Raw genomic sequence first — 17,230 nt, 5'->3', positions numbered from 1 at the left:
GCTGAGCCTTTATTCAGCCCAGCAGCGAGCGGAGCATCGAGCGGTATTCGCTCACGTATCCGCCACCGAAGAAGACGCAATGGCCGGCGATGGGGTAGAGCTGCCACAGGGTGAAGCGGTCCTCGAAGCCCCTCTTCAGCGGATGGACGGTCTGGTAGCCGTCGATGATGTTGCGCAGGTACGACATGCCGAACAGGTGCAGCATCGCCAGATCCTCCTCGCGATGGCCGCCGTGGGCCGCCGGGTCGATCAGCACGGCCTCGGTCTCGCCGTCGGTGCCATGGGTCCACATCACATTGCCGCTCCACAGGTCGCCGTGCACGCGGGCGGGCTTGTCGTCGGCGGCCTTGCCCAGGATCTCCGGCATCGCGGCGATCACCTCGCGCGTCACCCTAAGGTCATCGGCGTCGAGGGCCCCGCGGTGGATGCCCATCTCCACCATCGGGATCAAGCGTCCCTCGCCGTAATAGGTGATGGGGTCGTCCCAGTTTCCGGTGTCCATCGGCACGGGGTCCTGCAAGGGGCCGAAATAGCAGGTGCCGGTGTAGCCGGCGGGGGCGGATCCGAAGTGCGGGGCGCCGGCGTCGTGCATCCGGGCCAGAGCCGCGCCGAAGCGGTGGGCCGCAGCCGGCGTGGGGGAGGCGGGATCCACGCGCTCGATGTCCAGATGGTCGTCCGTCCAGTCGTACACCTCCACGACACGCGGGCCGCCCTGCGCCTGCGCCTCGCCGAGCCACTGCAGCCCACGGCCCTCGCATTCGAAGAATCCCTTTGGCGCGAATGCGCGCGACTTGCGGTATTCGGACATTGCTGCTCCTTACTTACGCCTTGTCTTCGGTGTATTCCGGCGTGGACGCGTGCCCGCGCCGCCGATTGCGATTGTAGTGTGTGCGTTCCGCGATGACGTCAGCCCCGTTCACGCATTATGCCCCCCGTGTCGCTAATCTTATACGCGGATAAGCACCACCGAGCTAGAAGAGGGGTTATGAATTTCTTCCAAGCTATATTCCTGGGCCTCGTTCAGGCGTTGACCGAATACCTGCCGGTCTCCTCGAGCGCCCACATCCGCATCATCGGCGACCTCATGCTGGGCTCCGACCCTGGTGCCGCGTTCACGGCGATCATCCAGATCGGCACCGAGCTGGCGGTGCTGCTGTACTTCCGCCGCGACATCGCCCGCATTCTGGGTGCCTGGTTCGGATCCCTGTTCGGCAAGGAGGGCAAGGACTGGAAGTCCCGTCTGGGCGCGCACAACCGCGATACGCAGATGGGCTGGTACATCATCATCGGCACGTTGCCGATCGTCATCGCCGGCGTGCTCTTCAAGAACGCGATCGAGACCACGCTGCGCAACCTGTGGATCACCGTGACCGTGCTCGCCCTGTTCGGCGTGCTCCTGTGGATCTTCGACGCCCGTTCCAAGCAGATCAAGACCATGGAGCGCATGACCGCCAAGGACGCGATCATCTTTGGCATCGGCCAGATGCTCGCCCTGATCCCCGGCGTCTCCCGCTCCGGCGGCACCATCACCTTCGGCCGCGCGATGGGCTACACCCGCGAGGCTGCCGTGCGCGTCGCCTTCCTCATGGCCATCCCGGCCGTGCTGGGCGCCGGCCTGCTTGAATCGGTCTCCGCCGTCAAGGACGTGAGCGCCTGCTCCGCCAACCCCGACCCGCTGTCCGAAGCGTGCGTGGGCGCCGGCATGTTCCCGGGCTGGGGCCCGACGATCGCCGCGACCATCGTCTCGTTCGTGGTGGGCTACATCGTGATCATCGGCTTCCTGAAGTTCGTGTCCACCTTCTCCTACAAGGCGTTCGCCATCTACCGCATCGCCCTGGCCGTGGTGGTGGCGATCCTGCTGCTCACCGGCGCGCTGTCCCCGGTGGAGGCCGCCGTCGCCGCGGGTGCGTGACGTCTCCCGTCCCGCGCTGAAAAACGCCGCAAAACACGCTGCAAACGAATCGGGGCGTGACCTCCAATTGGAAGGTCACGCCCCGATTCATATATTCGCCCGTGGAATCCCTGCGCTCCGGGAACCCGTCACCGGCCGCCGTCCATGTCCCGCAGGAACGCCTCCGCCTCCTGCGCGATGTCGTTGCCGGAAGCCTCGGTGAACTTGGCGTTTTCCCGCGTGTCCACCTCGATCTCCAGATGGCGCACGTATTCGGCCAGATCGTCGTTGCAGCGCGTCAGCAGGCTTGCCTGGGCCTTCCACTGGGCGGCCTTCCTGGGCAGATCGCCCTCCTTGAGCTCCACGCCCAGCATGTCCGAAAGCCTGTCCAGCAGACGCAGCGTGGCCTGCGCGCATTCCTCGCCGTTGAGGTACTGCGGGATGGACACCCACATGGACGTGGTGTTGTAGCCATGGTCGTTCGCCACCTGGTCCAGCACCGTGGGGATGCCGATGGGGCCGGTGTAGTCGTCCTCGCCGGTGCAGACCGTGTTGTACCCGCCGGTGGTCACGTCGATGGGCAACGGACGGGTGTGCGGGCAGTCGGCGAACATGGCGCCCAGGCAGATGACGTCCTTCACATCCGCATCCTCGGCGAACCGCAGGCTGCGGTGGCAGAATTCCAGCCAGCGGTAGTTGGGTTCCGGTCCCATCTCCACCAGGATGCTGTGCGACTCGTCGATGGTGATGCGGTACAGCGAGGTTTCCGGCCAGACGATGTTGCGCCTTCCGTTCATGGTGCACAGCATGGGGCGGGAGGTCTGGTAGTCGTAGAAGCCCGCGCAGCAAATCTTGCCTACCTGCTGGGAGTCGTAGGTGTCGATCAGATGCCGGATCACATTGGTGGCGGCCTGGCAGGCGTCGTTCCATCCGGCGAACGCGCTGACCATCACACAGCTGGGTTTCGTCGTTTGCTCTTCACTCATGCCTCTCAGTGTAACCGCCGCATAATGCGCCGAAATGCCAATCCGCCGTAGGCGTGAAATGCGATCGAAACGTCCGGTTCGCCGCAAGTTTGCCGGCGCGACACGATCGCGACACGCTGATTTTGCAAATCACAGAGATGTCGTTATAGTGGTTACTCGTGCTTCGGCGGAAGGAATTCCGCGGTTCACATGCGGACATAGCTTAGTTGGTAAAGCGCAACCTTGCCAAGGTTGAGACCGCGGGTCCGAGTCCCGTTGTCCGCTCTAGGTCCGATGAGTTGACAGACCTTACGGTGGGTTAGCCAAGCGGTTAGGCAGCGGCCTGCAAAGCCGTATAGACGAGTTCGACTCTCGTACCCACCTCTCGGACGCGCCTGTGCGCGTTGGACCTGGGCGGTTGGCGCAGAGGTAGCGCACTTCCCTGACACGGAAGGGGTCACAAGTTCGAATCTTGTATCGCCCACTCGCGAGCCGTTAGGTCCGGAGTAATAATTGAATATTTCCGAATGCAATTCGGGCGATTGGCGCAGCGGCTAGCGCACTTCGTTCACACCGAAGGGGTCGTAGGTTCGATTCCTACATCGCCCACTGATTCCTGCTTCTCACGGCGGGAATCTTTGCGGACATAGCTTAGTTGGTAAAGCGCAACCTTGCCAAGGTTGAGACCGCGGGTCCGAGTCCCGTTGTCCGCTCTCATCGAAGCCTCTCCCTCGTGGAGAGGCTTTTTGTTTTCCCGGACGCGGCACTGGGGCTTTACCGTCGTCCTGAGCGGCGCCCGTAGGGGACGGGCACAGTGTCATCCTGAGCGAAGCGCAGCGGAGAATAGCCTGTTAAGGATCCTTCGACTGCGCCCTACGGTGTCCGGCTTCTCCGGACCGTCGCCGCCTTAGCGACGGCTGTTTTCCGCTCCCTGTTCTTCTAAATACGGGCTGCACGGGCCGAAATTCCGAATTCGCAGAGTCATCGGGCCGTTTTTCGCCTGATTTGCGACCCGATAGTGCTGTGAATCGGCAAGATCAGCCCGCGCAGCCCGTAAATGAGCGAACATCGGGCATCAATTCGCTATCCTGTGTCCATCGAAGGTGAACGGCCGGTCGTAAACGGATATAGTGCTGACCATCGGCGTGTGACCATGCACGACGGCGGTGCGGCGAATCGACGGGAGGCGCAGGCCATTGGTGGCGTTGGCGATCATCGAACGGTACTTCATCTACTGGCTGGCGTATGCCTTCGTGGGATGGGCGTGGGAAACCGGTCTGAGCGTGGTCCTGCGCCACCGGTTCGAGGACCGAGGCGTGCTCAACGGCCCTCTGTGCCCTATCTACGGATTCGGCGCGCTGCTGGTCGTCACCATGCTGGGCGACGTGGCCAATCCAATCGCCCTGTTCCTGTCCTGCGGCGTGATCGCGTGTACGTTGGAATACCTGTCGTCGTGGGCGATCGAGGTGCTGTTCCACGTGCGGCTGTGGGATTACGCCGGCAAGCCGTTCAACATCAACGGCCGCGTGTATCTGAACGGCTTTCTGGCGTTCGGCGCTGGGGCCACGGCCGTGGTGATGGTGGTCCAGCCATGGCTTGAAGGGATCGTGGACTCATGGCCGCCGATCGCGCTCGATCTGACGGCCAGCCTGCTGTTTGCGGTCACTGTGGTCGACGCCGCGATCACCGTGGCGGGTCTGGCGAGCTTCGACACGCGTCTTGCCCGCGTGGCCGAGGAGCTCAAGGCGCTCAGGCTGGAGCAGATCCGCGACATTGATGCGAACATCGCCCGGACGGATGCGCGCTGGGAGCGGCGCATGACCGGCATGCGCGACGATGTGGAGGCGATTGCCGAGGAGGCCCACGAGCGTATCCGCGGCACCCTGAGCTGGCAGCAACGCCGTCTGATCCGCATCTTCCCGAGCCTGACTTCCTCCCGTGACGCCGGGCTTGCCGAACGGATCCGCACGCTGCTGAGCCGTCGCCGGTAGGGGGTCTTTCCCCTTCCGTCGTCCGCCGGATGACGCCGATCCGCCTTTCGGCCCAGCGAAGGCCATACGATGGGGGATATGGAGACCAAGTCGAGCAGCAGAAGAACCGTCGGCATTGTGGACAACGACCCGTTCACTCTGCGGGCGCTGCGCGATGTGACGGCCACGATGCTCGGCTACAGGGTGGCGTGGGCGCAGCGGTCGGCGATCGACGCGCTCGGCCTGTGCGGCGAGGACGCCACCGCGCCGGACATGCTGCTTACGGACGTGATGATGCCCGACATGTCCGGCATCACGCTGTGCAAGCTGATCCGCAGTCGCACGGCATCCATCCCGATCCTTGCGATCACCTCATACAATCTGGACGTGTACGCCGCCAAGGCGCGCGACGCAGGGGCCCAGGGAATCGTCAACAAGGACGATCCGGCGGTGATCACGGCCGCGATCTCCGCGGTGGGCAACGGCATGACGTGGCCGTACCGATCGGCCTCGGGAACCGGCGTGGTGACGTTTTCCACCGCCGCGGCCGCGCATGAACGGGTCTCGGTGACGGATGTGCAGCGCGCGATCGCCACGCTGTCCGCGCGCGAACTGGCCGTGGTGCGGCTGACCTGCGAGACGCTCGCCCCGTTCGGGGACATCGCCGCCAAGCTCGACTGCGGAGAGTCGACCGTGAAGACCCTCGCCCAACGCGCATACAGGAAACTCGGCGTCTCCAGCCGGCGCGAACTCATGGCCCTGTGGACGGAAGGACTGCTGACATGAACGCTAGGAATGCGAAAACCGCGGGGGAGACCGGAGTGGTGTCGCGATGGCTCCGCCGAACCCGCGCGTGGCTGTCCGGCACGCTGTACGCCAACCGGTGGTATGCCGCACTGGCCGCCGTCGCCCTGCTGTGGCAGCTGTGGCTCATGCTCGGCAACCCATTGCTGAACTTCCATCTGCTGTACAACCGGCATTTGCTTGCGCTGTCGATCGCATGCGGGCTGGTCATGACCGTGGGACTGGTATTCAAGCCGGACATCGCGTCGTGCGCCATGATCGTCCTGAGCGCGCTGTGGATCGCCGTCATGCGGTATGAGACGTTCGCATGGTTCGCCGGAGGTGTGCTGATAGCGATCGCCGTGCTGGCATATATCAGACCGCGATGGGCGGCCATCGCCACCGCCGCATGGCTGGTGTGCCTTGGGCTGGCATTCGCCGTCCGATCGCAATCGTTTGGATCGGCCGATGCATACGGTTGGATATGCGCGCTGCTGGCCGCATGCGCGGTTGCGGCGTGCGCGATCGGCATGCTGATGGGGTTGAAGGGACGGTTCCGGTCCCTAGAGCGCAAGCAGGCCGATCGTCTGCGCGCCGAGCAGGAGCTGGCACGCAAGCGACGCAACGAGACGATCGCCAGGAACATCCATGATTCGCTCACCGGGAACCTCTCGTACATTGCGCTGCTGGCGCAACGGGAACTCGCCCGGCAAGAATCGGACGGAGATGCCGATGCGGACGCGGATGCATCGGCGCGGGCCGCATGGCTGGGCGTGGAGCGTAACGCGACCGATGCCCTCAAGGGCGTGCGCAAGGTGATCGGCCTGCTCGACGCCGATGACGCGAATGGCGGTCCGGAGGGTATGGGAGAGCGGTCGTTCGAAGGGATCATGCGTCTGCAGGAGCCGAGGCTGGAGGATCTGGACATCCGCGGGCGGACCGTGGTGGTCGACCAGTCAGACGGATCGATCGACGGGGAACGGATGGAGGCGGCGTACGCGCTGGTGGAGGAACTGTACGCGAATCTGCTGCGGCACTGCGCGCCCGGAGACGACGCCTACTTCATGCGCATCGGGCTGACCGCGGACGGCGTGACGATCGCCGAGGCCAATGCGATCCGCCCGTCCGACGGTGATGCATCCGGACCTCTGCCCGACTCCGGCACCGGGCTGATCCGCCATGCGCGGGCGATCCAACGGCTCGGCGGCACCTGCGACTACCGGTCGGACGGCGGCGAATGGCTGCTCTCCGCGTTCATCCCCAACGCGACGGAGTGAGCATGAACCGGTCTGCTTCTTCATCCTGAGCGCTGGGAGCAGCCCTCCCGTCATCCTGAGCGCAGCGTAGCGGAGTCGAAGGATCCTTGATTTGTGCACAAGATTAAGGATCCTTAGCCCTTCTGCACTATGACCCTGTGCGAAATGACGAAGGATCCTTCGACTCCGCCCTATCGGGCTCCGCTCAGGATGACAGAATGCAACTCTCGTCATCCTGAGCGTAGTCGAAGGATCCTTCGCTTTACTTGGGATGGCGGAAAGCTGTCATCCGGCGGACGACGGGCGTGGCCCAACGCGCCTCGGCGGTCTCATAGGCTGGAAGTACGGGGATCGACCGGTCCCCGGCCACTCGAAAGGGGGCGATGACGATGAGGCATCACAGGATTCCGGCCATGGCGGCGATTGCGGCCACCGTGTTCGCAATGTGCGCGGCATGCGGCATGCCAAACCAATCCGCGTCGAACGAGCGGTTCGTGGACGGTGACGTGGCAAGCGCCAACGGCAACTGGCAGGCCATCGCGGACGCCATCATGGCGGATGGGAAGGTCACGCGCGCGGAGACCGAGCAGGCGATCGAGTCGTACTACCAGTGCATGGATGAGAACGGATTCTCCGGCTCGTACGCCATCGACCTGGACATCTACTACTGGGTCGACGGCGGCAGCTGGGGACTCGATCCGGATGTGCCGGGCTACCAGCGCCTGCCGGAGCGATTCCATGACCCGGACGCTTCGGGCACGACGCAGGACGATTTCTCCTCGTATCTCCGCAGTGCCGAGGGCAAGGCGCTCATGGCGAACAATGACAAGTTGGAGAAGGAGCATCGGGAACCGTGCAAGGTGTTCGACAAGGTGGATGAGATGGCGCAGGCCGCGGTGGACTGGGCCGCCTACGACCGCCGCAAGTTCGACGCGATCGTCCGGTGCATTGCGGCCAACGCGCCGGCTTATGCGGACAGGGCGCGGTCGGTGGCATACGGCTTCGGGGATATCAGCACCGGCGTGATGAAGCTGGGCGAAGAATTCTTCGGCAAGGGCGACGAACACTGGGCGGAATTCGTAAGCAAGCCCGCGGGCAGCGAGGAATACAAGCTGAACCAATGCTTCCAAAACCCCAACGGCGTGCCGATGCGCTACTTCGGGCAGGCGGAATACAGCGGTGAGAACCGGGGCGCGCAATAAGCTCCTATCGAAAAATCCGATAACCCTTCCGACCCGGCGGATTTTCCCCTACAGTACGGTGGAATCGATTACATCGAACAACGAGAGGAAGATCATGTCGGATACGGCATTGAACTGGGTGGCGCTTGCCGTCACCGTGGTGCTGTTCGCCGGGTTGGGATATCTGAGCGTCAGCAAGAAGGCGGGCTTCAGCGCCCGCGTGCTCATCGCGACCGCGCTGGGCATCGTGGTGGGCGTCGCATTCAAGGAGCATACGGATTATGTGGCGGCGTTCGGCGACGTGTGGTCGAACGCGATCGCCGCGATCGTGGTGCCGCTGCTGCTGTTCAGCGTGATCGCGAGCATCACCAATCTGGGCGAATCGCTCAAGCTGCGCAGCATCGGCGTCAAGACCGTGGTGTTCCTGCTCATCAACACCGCCACGGCCGCGCTGATCACGCTCGGACTGGCCCTGCTGTTCCGCGTGGGCCAGGGCTTCCAGTTCACGTTGCCCACCGATTACAAGCAGCGTGAGGTTCCGGAGGTGCTGGACACCATCGTGGCCCTGTTCCCGACCAATCTGGTGAAGAACTGGTACTCCAACCAGGTGGTGCCGGTGGTCATCTTCGCGATCCTGGTGGCGGTGGCCTACAATCAGGCCGCCAAGACCGCCAAGGGCGCCGCGGCCGTCCATCCTTTCAAGGCATTCGTGGACGCCGGCAACGTGGTGCTCTCCAAGGCCACGCAGATCGTGGTGGGCTTCACCCCGTACGCGGTGCTCGCGCTGATCGCCGCCGCCGTGAGCAACAGCGATGTGGCCGCCCTGCTGCCGCTGCTCACCGTGCTGGTGGTGGCGTACATCGCCATGATCATCCAGCTGTTCCTGATCCAGCCGCTCATCCTGTCCGCGGCCGCCCGCGTCAACCCCGTGCCGTTCTTCAAGGCGTTCTGGCCCACCGGCGTGGTGGCCTTCACCTCCGAAAGCAGCATCGGCACGATCCCGGTGACCGTGCGCAACCTGCGCGCCAACGGCGTGCCCGGCGAGATCGCCTCCTTCGTGGCCAGCCTCGGCGCGAACCTGGGCATGCCGGGCTGCGCCGGCGTGTGGCCCGTCCTGCTGGCCGTGTTCGCGGTGAACGCGCAGGGCATCTCCTACTCGCCCGCCCAGTACCTGTTCCTGGTGGTGCTGGCCCTGCTCGTGTCCATCGGCACGGTGGGCGTGCCGGGCACCGCCACGATCACGGCGACCTCGCTGTTCGCCGCTGCCGGCCTGCCGATCCCGTTCATCGCCATCTCGCAGCCGATCTCGCAGATCGTGGACATGGGCCGCACCGCGCTGAACGTGGCCGGCGCCGCCAACACCGCGGTGATCGTCGCAGCCACCGAGCAGGAGCTCGATCAGGACCTCTACTACGGACGCAAGGCATTCGTGGACGAGGATGCCAACGACGACGAGCTCGAGGCCGTCGGCGCCAAGCAGGCCGCGCCGATCGCCTCCGCCGTACCGGCTGCGGGGGAGTCCTCCAAGCCCTCCGCGCTGGCCGCGTTCCAGAACGGCGGCAGCGGCAACCTGCTGAGCTTCTCGCCCTCCTCCGCGCTTGAGGGCACCGGCAATGACGACCAGTGCGGCATCCATCCGGGCGCCAACAAGGATGCGGACAAGAAGGACTGATCCGCAACCCGGCGATCGCATGTGCCAGATCGCATGCATGACATGAAATGAGCGGATCCGATGACCTGCAACCCGAAATGGGGACGCGGGCCATCGGATCCGCTCATTTTTGCCGTGATGCGCGCGGCATGGGGTCGGTGTGTGAACAGATCGGGATGGTTGTCGCTATGCCGCCCTATGGTGGCGCTTGCTGAAACACCCAGTCCAGGCCTGCACCTTGTAACGCGGACCCACGATAGTAAGGACACCACAATGGCACAGTCAACCATCTCCATCACACTCAACGGCGAAGCGAAGGAGGTGGAAGCAAGCCAGACCGGCGTCGACCTCTTTGCGGACAACAAGGACATCATCGCGGTGCGTCTCAACGGCGAACCGCGCGATCTGTACACCCCGCTGAACGACGGCGACGTGGTCGAGCCCATCGCGCTGGACAGCGAGGACGGACTGGCGATCATGCGTCACTCCGCCACGCACGTCATGGCTCAGGCCGTTCAGGAGCTATTCCCGAACGCCAAGCTGGGCGTGGGACCGGTCATCAAGGACGGGTTCTACTACGACTTCGAGGTGGACAAGCCCTTCACGCCGGACGATCTCAAGGAGATCGAAAAGCATATGCAGCGCATCATCAAGGAGTCCCAGTCCTTCCGCCGCCGCGTGGTGACCGAGGATGAGGCCCTTGCCGAGGAGGAGGGCCAGCCCTTCAAGATCGAGCTGATCAAGGACAAGGAAGCGCACCTGGATCCCGCCACCGCCACCGAGATCGCCGAGAAGGAGCTGAGCTTCTACGACAACGTGGACCGCGAGGGCAACGTGGTCTGGAAGGATCTGTGCCGCGGACCGCACCTGCCGAACACCCGTTACATCAAGGCGTTCAAGGTGCAGCGCTCCGCCGCCGCCTACTGGCGCGGCAGCGAGAAGAACCCGATGCTGCAGCGCATCTACGGCACCGCCTTCGCCTCCAAGGAGGACCTCAAGGCGTACGTGACCCGCATGGAGGAGGCCGCCAAGCGCGACCACCGCAAGCTGGGCCAGGAGATGGACCTGTTCTCCTTCCCGGATGAGATCGGCCCCGGTCTGGCCGTGTTCCATCCGAAGGGCGCCGCGGTGATCAACGCGATGGAGGACTACTCGCGCGAGATGCACCGCAAGCACCACTACAGCTTCGTGCAGACCCCGCACATCACCAAGGGCGGCCTGTACGAGACCTCCGGCCACCTGCACTGGTACAAGGACGGCATGTACCCGCCCATGCACCTGGACGAGGAGTACGACGAGGACGGCAACGTCACCAAGCCCGGCTTCGACTACTACCTCAAGCCCATGAACTGCCCGATGCACAACCTGATCTTCAAGTCGCGCCAGCGCTCCTACAAGGAGCTGCCGCTGCGCCTCTTCGAGTTCGGCACCGTGTACCGCTACGAGAAGTCCGGCGAGGTCCACGGCCTGACCCGCGTGCGCGGTCTGACGCAGGATGATTCCCACATCTACTGCACCCGCGAGCAGATGAAGGACGAGCTCAAGAACCTGCTGACCTTCGTGCTGACGGTCCTCAAGGACTTCGGCCTGAGCGACTTCTATCTGGAGCTGTCCACCAAGGACGAGCACAAGTACGTGGGCAGCGACGAGATCTGGGAGGAGGCCACCAACACGCTGGCCGAGGTCGCCAAGGAGTCCGGTCTGACCCTCGTGGCCGATCCGGGCGGCGCCGCGTTCTACGGCCCGAAGATCTCCGTGCAGGCCCGCGACGCGATCGGCCGCACCTGGCAGGTCTCCACGATCCAGCTCGACTTCAACCTGCCCGAGCGCTTCCAGCTCGAGTACATCGCCGCCGACGGCACCCATCAGCGCCCGGTGATGATCCACCGCGCCCTGTTCGGCTCCATCGAGCGCTTCTTCGCCGTGCTGCTCGAGCACTACGCGGGTGCGTTCCCGGCGTGGCTCGCCCCGGTCCAGGTGCTCGGCATCCCGGTGGCCGACGATGTGGCCCCGCATCTAGCCGGCTTCGTCAAGTCCCTGGAGGACGAGATGGTCCGCTGCGAGATCGACTATTCTGACGACCGCTTCGGCAAGAAGATCCGCAACGCCTCCAAGTCCAAGACGCCGTTCATCATCATCGTCGGCGAGGAGGATGCCTCCAACAACGCGGTGAGCTTCCGCTTCCGCGACGGCAGCCAGCTCAACGGCGTGCCGGTGGACGAGGCCAAGGCCAACATCCTCAAGGTGATCAAGAAGCGCGTCCAGGTCAACTCCGCGGACGACTTCAAGGCCGCTCTGGCGGACTGATCCCCGTGTCTGTGGGCTCCCTCCTTCGGGGGAGCCCTTTTTTGAACCATTGCGGGCTTTGCGCACCGGCAAGGCGGAAAGCATAAAGGAGAACGATGAGCGAACAGTGCGATGACGTGAGAGTGGACGATCCGGCGGAGTTCCCGCCCCAGGAGGATACGGTGGAGCGCCTGTGGACCCCGCAGCGCATGACCTACGTGCTGCGCAACAGCGAGGACCGTCCCACCAAGCCCAAGACGAAGGAATGCCCGTTCTGCGCCGGGCCGAGGAAATCCGACGAAGACGGTCTGATCGCGTGGCGCGGCACGCACGTGTTCGCGATCATGAACCTGTACCCGTACAATGTGGGACACCTGATGATCTGCCCGTACCGCCATGTGGGCTTCGTCACCGAACTCGACGACGCTGAGCTGTTCGAGTTCGAGAAGACGACCACGCTGGCCATGAAGGTCATGGCGTCCGTCTCGCACCCGGACGGCTACAACATCGGCATCAACCAGGGTGAAGTGGCCGGGGCCGGCGTGGCCGCGCACCTGCACCAGCATGTGGTGCCGCGATGGAACGGCGACGCGAACTTCATGCCCATCGTCGCCCAGACGCGCACGATGCCGATTCTGCTGTCCGATCAGCGGGCCGCGTACGCCAAGGCGTTCGCCGATCTCGCCCCCGATTTCGGGCTGCCGCTCAAGACGCCCGTGACGCTGGGTTGAGCCGGGCTGATTCCAGCCGACGTGGCCGGTCCGACATGGCCGGTCCAATCCCGGCCAATCCGACAGGCGGGCCGGGATTGTCGGCTTGCGCGAGGGCGATGGGCCGATGTGTCCTGATATGGTGTGAATCGTGCTAGAGAAACTGCGCCAACCATGGAAAAGGATCATCGAACCCATCGCCCGTCTGCTGGTGAGGCTGGGCGTAAGCGCCAACGCCGTCACCATCGCCGGCGCGCTGGGCACGGTGATCGCGGGCATCGCCACGGGGTTCACCGGCTGGCTGCTGCCGGGCGCGGTGGTGCTCACCGTTCTGGTGATCTTCGATTCGCTGGATGGCTCGGTGGCGGCGCTGACCACCGGCGGCACCAAGTTCGGCGCCTTTCTGGACTCCACCCTGGACCGCATCGCCGACTGGGCGGTGCTTGTGGGCGTGATCATATACTTCGTGCGCGAGATCATCGCCTCGCGGGGCGTGCCGGATTACACGGCATGGGTCGGCGCGGGATGCGCGCTGTTCGCTGTGATGACCTCGTTCGTGACCTCCTACGCCCGAGCCCGCGCCGAATCCGTGGGCTTCGAGGCGAAGAATGGCATCGCCACCCGTTCGGACCGGCTGACCATCATCCTGGTGGGCATGGCCATCTCCGGCGGCACGGGGAACGGCCTGTGGCTCGCCGCGGCCATGGCGCTGCTGGCCGTGCTTGGGGCGGTGACGGTCTGGCAGCGCATCGCCGAGGTGCGCAGGCAGATGATCGCCGCGGGCGACAAGGTCTGAAAACGTTGGAACGAAGCCGTTTTCAGCATTGTCAATGAGCATGCCTACAATCTAGCCTGATTGTCAAATTCCCGACTTTGCTAGGAGCATTATGTCCGGTCATTCCAAGTGGGCGACTACCAAGAACAAGAAGGCCGCCATTGACGCCAAGCGCGGCAAGCTGTTCGCCAAGCTGATCAAGAACATCGAGATCGCTGCCCGTATGGGTGGCGGCGACCCCGACGGCAACCCGTCCCTGTACGATGCGATCTACAAGGCCAAGAAGGCCTCCATGCCCGCCGACAACATCAAGCGCGCCGTCAAGCGCGGCTCCGGTGAGGAAGCCGGCGGCGTCAACTACGAGGACATCGTGTACGAAGGCTACGCGCCGGCCGGCGTGGGCCTGATCATCGAGTGCCTGACCGACAACCGCAACCGCGCGGCCGCCGAGGTGCGCTCCACCCTGACCAAGGGCAACGGCTCCCTGGCCACCTCCGGTTCCGTGTCCTTCAACTTCGAGCGCAAGGGCCAGATCGTGGTCCCGTCCGAGGGCGTGGACTACGACGACCTGTTCGAGAAGGCCGCCGAGGCCGGTGCCGAGGACGTTTCCGATGACGGCGACGTGTATACCGTCATCACCGATCCGTCCGACCTGCACACCGTGCGCAAGGCCCTTGAGGACGCCGGCTTCGACTTCGATTCCGCCGATCTCGTCATGGCCCCGAAGAACGAGGTCGAGCTGGGCCTTGAGGACGCCCGCAAGGTGTCCAAGCTCATCGACAACCTCGACGATCTGGACGATGTGCAGAACATCTACGCCAACTGGACCGCCTCCGACGAGGTCATGGAACAGCTCGACGCGGAGTGACATCGCGTGATCATACTTGGCGTTGACCCCGGGCTTACGCGCTGCGGGGTCGGCGTGGTGGAAGCCGGCGCATACCGCCGGCTTTCGTTTATCCACGTCGATGTGGTCCGTTCGGACCCGCACACCTCGCAGGACCTGCGCCTGAAGATGATCTACGACGGACTGTGCGCCAAGCTGGACCGGTTCATCCCGGACGCGGTGTCGATCGAGCGCGTGTTCGCCCAGGACAACCGCAACACCGTGCTCGGCACCGCGCAGGCGGCCGGCATGGCCATGCTCGCGGCGGCCCAGCGGGGGATACCGGTCGCGCTGCACACGCCCACCGAGGCGAAGCTGGCCATCACCGGCAACGGGCACGCCCAGAAGCCGCAGGTGGAGCGCATGGTGGCACGCATCCTGGGCCTCAACACGCTGCCCAAGCCCGCCGACGCCGCCGATGCGCTGGCATTGGCGATCTGCCATGCCTTAAGGCCTGCGGGCGCCCTGCAGGGAGGGGAACGCGAGGAGCATCTCACGGAGGCGCAGCGGCAGTGGGCGGAGGCCTCGCAACGCGCCGTGAAGGCGCAGCATCGCAAGAACGTCGATCGCGGCATGTAGACTTCGAACAGTTGTTCGATGTACTAGTGGCCGCATTGCACCGGCCATATTCATAGAAAGGGGTGCCCGTGATCGGCATGCTGAACGGGACGGTGGCGGAGATCGACGCCGACGTCGCCATCATCGACGTGAACGGCATCGGCTTCGAGTTGCGCATGCCCGTCTCCGATCTGGGGGCGATGCATGGCGGCCAGCAGGTGCGCGTGTACACCGCGCTCAATGTGTCCCAGGATTCCCTCACCCTGTTCGGATTCCTCGCCAAGACCTCGCGCACGCTGTTCGCCCAGCTGCAGAAGGTCAGCGGCATCGGTCCCAAGGTGGCGCTGTCCATCCTCTCCACGCTCACGCCGGCGCAGCTCGCGCAGGCGGTGGCGGAGGGGGATTCCGCCGCACTGTCCCGGGCGCCGGGGCTGGGAAGGAAGGGCGCGCAGAAGATCATCCTCGAACTGGCCGGCAAACTGAATCTGGACGAGGTCACCGCCTCCGCGTCCAAGGGAGCCAGACGGGCGGACCCGGCGCTGAAGCAATGCATCGAGGGTCTGGTCTCGCTCGGCTGGCAGCAGCGGGACGCCGAATCGGCCGTCGCCACCGTGTGCGACGAGGAGGAGATCGCACTGCCGCTGGAGGTCGAGGACGTACCTCGCGTGCTCAAGCTCGCGCTGGCCTCGCTGGATAGGGGCAGGTGATCGCCATGGCCATCATGAACGAGGGACCGGCCATGTCCGGCGAACTGATGACGCAGGCGCAGCGCAACTCCGGGGCCGCGGAGGATTCGCTGCGCATGGTGTCCGCCGCGCCCATGGGCGACGAGCAGGTGAGCGACGAGGAGCTGCGTCCCCATGCGCTGTCGTCGTTCATCGGCCAGCCCAGGCTCAAGGCCCAGCTGCAGCTGTTCCTGGACGCGGCCCGCAAGCGTGAGGTGCCGCCGGACCACATCCTGCTGGCGGGTCCCCCCGGACTGGGCAAGACCACGCTGGCGATGATCGTGGCCAACGAGCTCAACGTGCCGATCCGCGTCACCTCCGGCCCGGCCATCCAGCACGCGGGCGATCTGGCCTCGGTGCTCAGCGCACTGGAACCGGGGGAGGTGCTGTTCATCGACGAGATCCACCGTCTGCCGCGCGCCGCGGAGGAGCTGCTGTACATCGCCATGGAGGATTTCCGCGTGGATGTGATGGTGGGCAAGGGCCCGGGCGCCACGTCCATTCCGCTCACCCTGCCCCGCTTCACCGTGATCGGCGCCACCACGCGCGAGGGCATGCTGCCCAGCCCGCTGCGCGCGCGATTCGGCTTCACCGCGCATCTGGACTACTACCCGCACGAGGAGCTGGAGAAGCTGGTCGAGCGTTCCAGCACGGTGCTCGGGATCACGCTTGAGGAAGGGGCTGCCGAACAGCTGTCCCTGCGCTCCCGAGGCACGCCGCGAATCGCCAACCGTCTGCTGCGCCGCGTGCGCGACTGGGCCATCGTCCACGATCTGCCCACGGTGGGTGCGGAAGACGTCAAGGAGGCGCTCGAGCTGTACCAGATCGATTCGCAGGGTCTGGACCGTCTGGACATCGCGGTGCTCAACGCCATCGTGCGCAACTTCAACGGCGGCCCGGTGGGACTCAACAACCTTGCCGCCATGGTGGGTGAGGAGTCGGAGACCGTGGAGACCGTCTGCGAGCCGTATCTGGTGCGCGAAGGCTTCCTCGTGCGCACGCCCAAGGGCCGAGTGGCGACCCGGAAGGCTTGGGAACACTTGGGTTTGCAGCCCGGCAACGATGTCACCACAGTGTTTTAGACTCGATTTGTTCTGGCTAAGGAACGTGTGCGCCGCGCGCAGCAGGCCGCGGCCGTTATGAAGGAGAACCCGTTATGCCGTTTGATCCCTCGATGCTGTTCATGATCGTCATCCTCGTCTTCATGATCGGCATGATGTGGTGGCAGTCCAAGAAGGCCAAGAAGCAGCAGGCCAAGGTCAACGATTTCCGCGAGTCGCTGCAGACTGGCACCGAAGTGGCCACCTACTCCGGCCTGCTCGGCAAGATCGTGTCCGTCGATCTGGAGAAGGAACAGGCCGTGATCGACTCCGAGGGCTCCCTGTCCCGCTGGCGTCTGCAGGCCCTCACCGAGCCGCCCATCGTCCCGGCCTACGTGCACGACGACGAGGTGGATGAGTACGGCAACCGCCTGGAGGACAAGGCGGACGACCAGTCCCAGCAGGACGAGCAGGACGCCGACGAGGCCCAGAAGCCGATCGAGGCGACCGCAGAGCAGAACGCCAAGGACGAGCAGACCAAGTAGGCGCTACA

General features: G+C 64.7%; 16 protein-coding genes and 5 tRNA genes. 19 read left to right on the top strand and 2 right to left on the bottom strand.

Annotated elements, in window-relative coordinates:
* Positions 1–13: 13 nt before the first annotated feature.
* Positions 14–808, bottom strand: a complete 795-nt coding sequence (locus EMO90_RS01075; RefSeq protein WP_150353516.1) for a fructosamine kinase family protein — start codon at positions 806–808, stop codon at positions 14–16.
* A gap of 177 nt (positions 809–985) precedes the next feature.
* Between EMO90_RS01075 and EMO90_RS01070 the strand changes: the two genes are divergently transcribed.
* The gene (locus tag EMO90_RS01070) at positions 986–1,912 is read left to right on the top strand and encodes an undecaprenyl-diphosphate phosphatase (protein ID WP_150353517.1); all 927 of its coding nucleotides are present in this window, start codon (positions 986–988) and stop codon (positions 1,910–1,912) included.
* A 128-nt stretch (positions 1,913–2,040) separates the two neighbouring features.
* Here the strand turns inward: EMO90_RS01070 and EMO90_RS01065 are convergent, their stop codons facing one another.
* Entirely contained in the window at positions 2,041–2,877 is an 837-nt protein-coding gene (locus tag EMO90_RS01065) for a PAC2 family protein (RefSeq protein WP_223849684.1), read from the bottom strand.
* Positions 2,878–3,068: 191 nt separating this feature from the next.
* Between EMO90_RS01065 and EMO90_RS01060 the strand changes: the two genes are divergently transcribed.
* The 18 genes from EMO90_RS01060 to EMO90_RS00975 all read left to right on the top strand — a co-directional run bounded on the left by EMO90_RS01060 (position 3,069) and on the right by EMO90_RS00975 (position 17,222).
* Positions 3,069–3,141: transfer RNA gene (locus EMO90_RS01060), tRNA-Gly, on the top strand.
* 28 nt (positions 3,142–3,169) lie between these two features.
* Positions 3,170–3,240, top strand: a tRNA-Cys gene (locus tag EMO90_RS01055).
* A gap of 28 nt (positions 3,241–3,268) precedes the next feature.
* Positions 3,269–3,340, top strand: a tRNA-Val gene (locus EMO90_RS01050).
* A 52-nt stretch (positions 3,341–3,392) separates the two neighbouring features.
* Positions 3,393–3,465 (top strand) — tRNA-Val (locus EMO90_RS01045).
* 31 nt (positions 3,466–3,496) lie between these two features.
* Positions 3,497–3,569, top strand: a tRNA-Gly gene (locus EMO90_RS01040).
* A gap of 486 nt (positions 3,570–4,055) precedes the next feature.
* Entirely contained in the window at positions 4,056–4,847 is a 792-nt protein-coding gene (locus EMO90_RS01035; RefSeq protein WP_223849685.1) for a putative ABC transporter permease, read from the top strand.
* A gap of 78 nt (positions 4,848–4,925) precedes the next feature.
* Positions 4,926–5,612 (top strand): DNA-binding response regulator, encoded by a 687-nt coding sequence (locus tag EMO90_RS01030; protein ID WP_190971952.1) that lies wholly within the window; start codon positions 4,926–4,928, stop codon positions 5,610–5,612.
* Positions 5,609–6,886 (top strand): histidine kinase, encoded by a 1,278-nt coding sequence (locus EMO90_RS01025; protein WP_150353520.1) that lies wholly within the window; start codon positions 5,609–5,611, stop codon positions 6,884–6,886. Before EMO90_RS01030 ends, EMO90_RS01025 begins: the two co-directional genes overlap by 4 nt.
* Before the next feature lie 392 nt (positions 6,887–7,278).
* On the top strand, positions 7,279–8,067 hold the full coding sequence (locus tag EMO90_RS01020; protein ID WP_150353521.1) for a hypothetical protein: 789 nt from the start codon (positions 7,279–7,281) through the stop codon (positions 8,065–8,067).
* A gap of 94 nt (positions 8,068–8,161) precedes the next feature.
* Complete coding sequence (locus tag EMO90_RS01015) at positions 8,162–9,718, top strand: dicarboxylate/amino acid:cation symporter (RefSeq protein WP_150353522.1); 1,557 nt, start codon at positions 8,162–8,164, stop codon at positions 9,716–9,718.
* Between the two features lie 252 nt (positions 9,719–9,970).
* Complete coding sequence (thrS, locus tag EMO90_RS01010; RefSeq protein ID WP_150353523.1) at positions 9,971–12,004, top strand: threonine--tRNA ligase; 2,034 nt, start codon at positions 9,971–9,973, stop codon at positions 12,002–12,004.
* Between the two features lie 95 nt (positions 12,005–12,099).
* Complete coding sequence (locus EMO90_RS01005; protein ID WP_150353524.1) at positions 12,100–12,714, top strand: HIT family protein; 615 nt, start codon at positions 12,100–12,102, stop codon at positions 12,712–12,714.
* 130 nt (positions 12,715–12,844) lie between these two features.
* A complete protein-coding gene (gene pgsA / locus EMO90_RS01000) occupies positions 12,845–13,489 on the top strand; it encodes a phosphatidylinositol phosphate synthase (RefSeq protein WP_150353525.1) in 645 nt (214 codons plus the stop codon).
* Between the two features lie 91 nt (positions 13,490–13,580).
* Positions 13,581–14,336: a YebC/PmpR family DNA-binding transcriptional regulator gene (locus EMO90_RS00995; RefSeq protein WP_150353526.1), complete on the top strand. Its 756-nt coding sequence runs from the start codon at positions 13,581–13,583 to the stop codon at positions 14,334–14,336.
* A gap of 6 nt (positions 14,337–14,342) precedes the next feature.
* A complete protein-coding gene (gene ruvC / locus EMO90_RS00990; protein WP_150353527.1) occupies positions 14,343–14,933 on the top strand; it encodes a crossover junction endodeoxyribonuclease RuvC in 591 nt (196 codons plus the stop codon).
* Between the two features lie 68 nt (positions 14,934–15,001).
* Positions 15,002–15,619: a Holliday junction branch migration protein RuvA gene (gene ruvA / locus EMO90_RS00985; RefSeq protein ID WP_190971953.1), complete on the top strand. Its 618-nt coding sequence runs from the start codon at positions 15,002–15,004 to the stop codon at positions 15,617–15,619.
* Positions 15,620–15,666: 47 nt separating this feature from the next.
* Complete coding sequence (gene ruvB / locus EMO90_RS00980; RefSeq protein ID WP_150353595.1) at positions 15,667–16,719, top strand: Holliday junction branch migration DNA helicase RuvB; 1,053 nt, start codon at positions 15,667–15,669, stop codon at positions 16,717–16,719.
* Positions 16,720–16,793: 74 nt separating this feature from the next.
* Entirely contained in the window at positions 16,794–17,222 is a 429-nt protein-coding gene (locus tag EMO90_RS00975) for a preprotein translocase subunit YajC (protein ID WP_150353528.1), read from the top strand.
* Positions 17,223–17,230: the final 8 nt, after the last annotated feature.

Origin of the sequence: Bifidobacterium vespertilionis (assembly GCF_008698145.1) — a bacterium.
Classification (GTDB): domain Bacteria; phylum Actinomycetota; class Actinomycetes; order Actinomycetales; family Bifidobacteriaceae; genus Bifidobacterium; species Bifidobacterium vespertilionis.
This window is presented reverse-complemented; position numbering and strand designations above follow the sequence as displayed.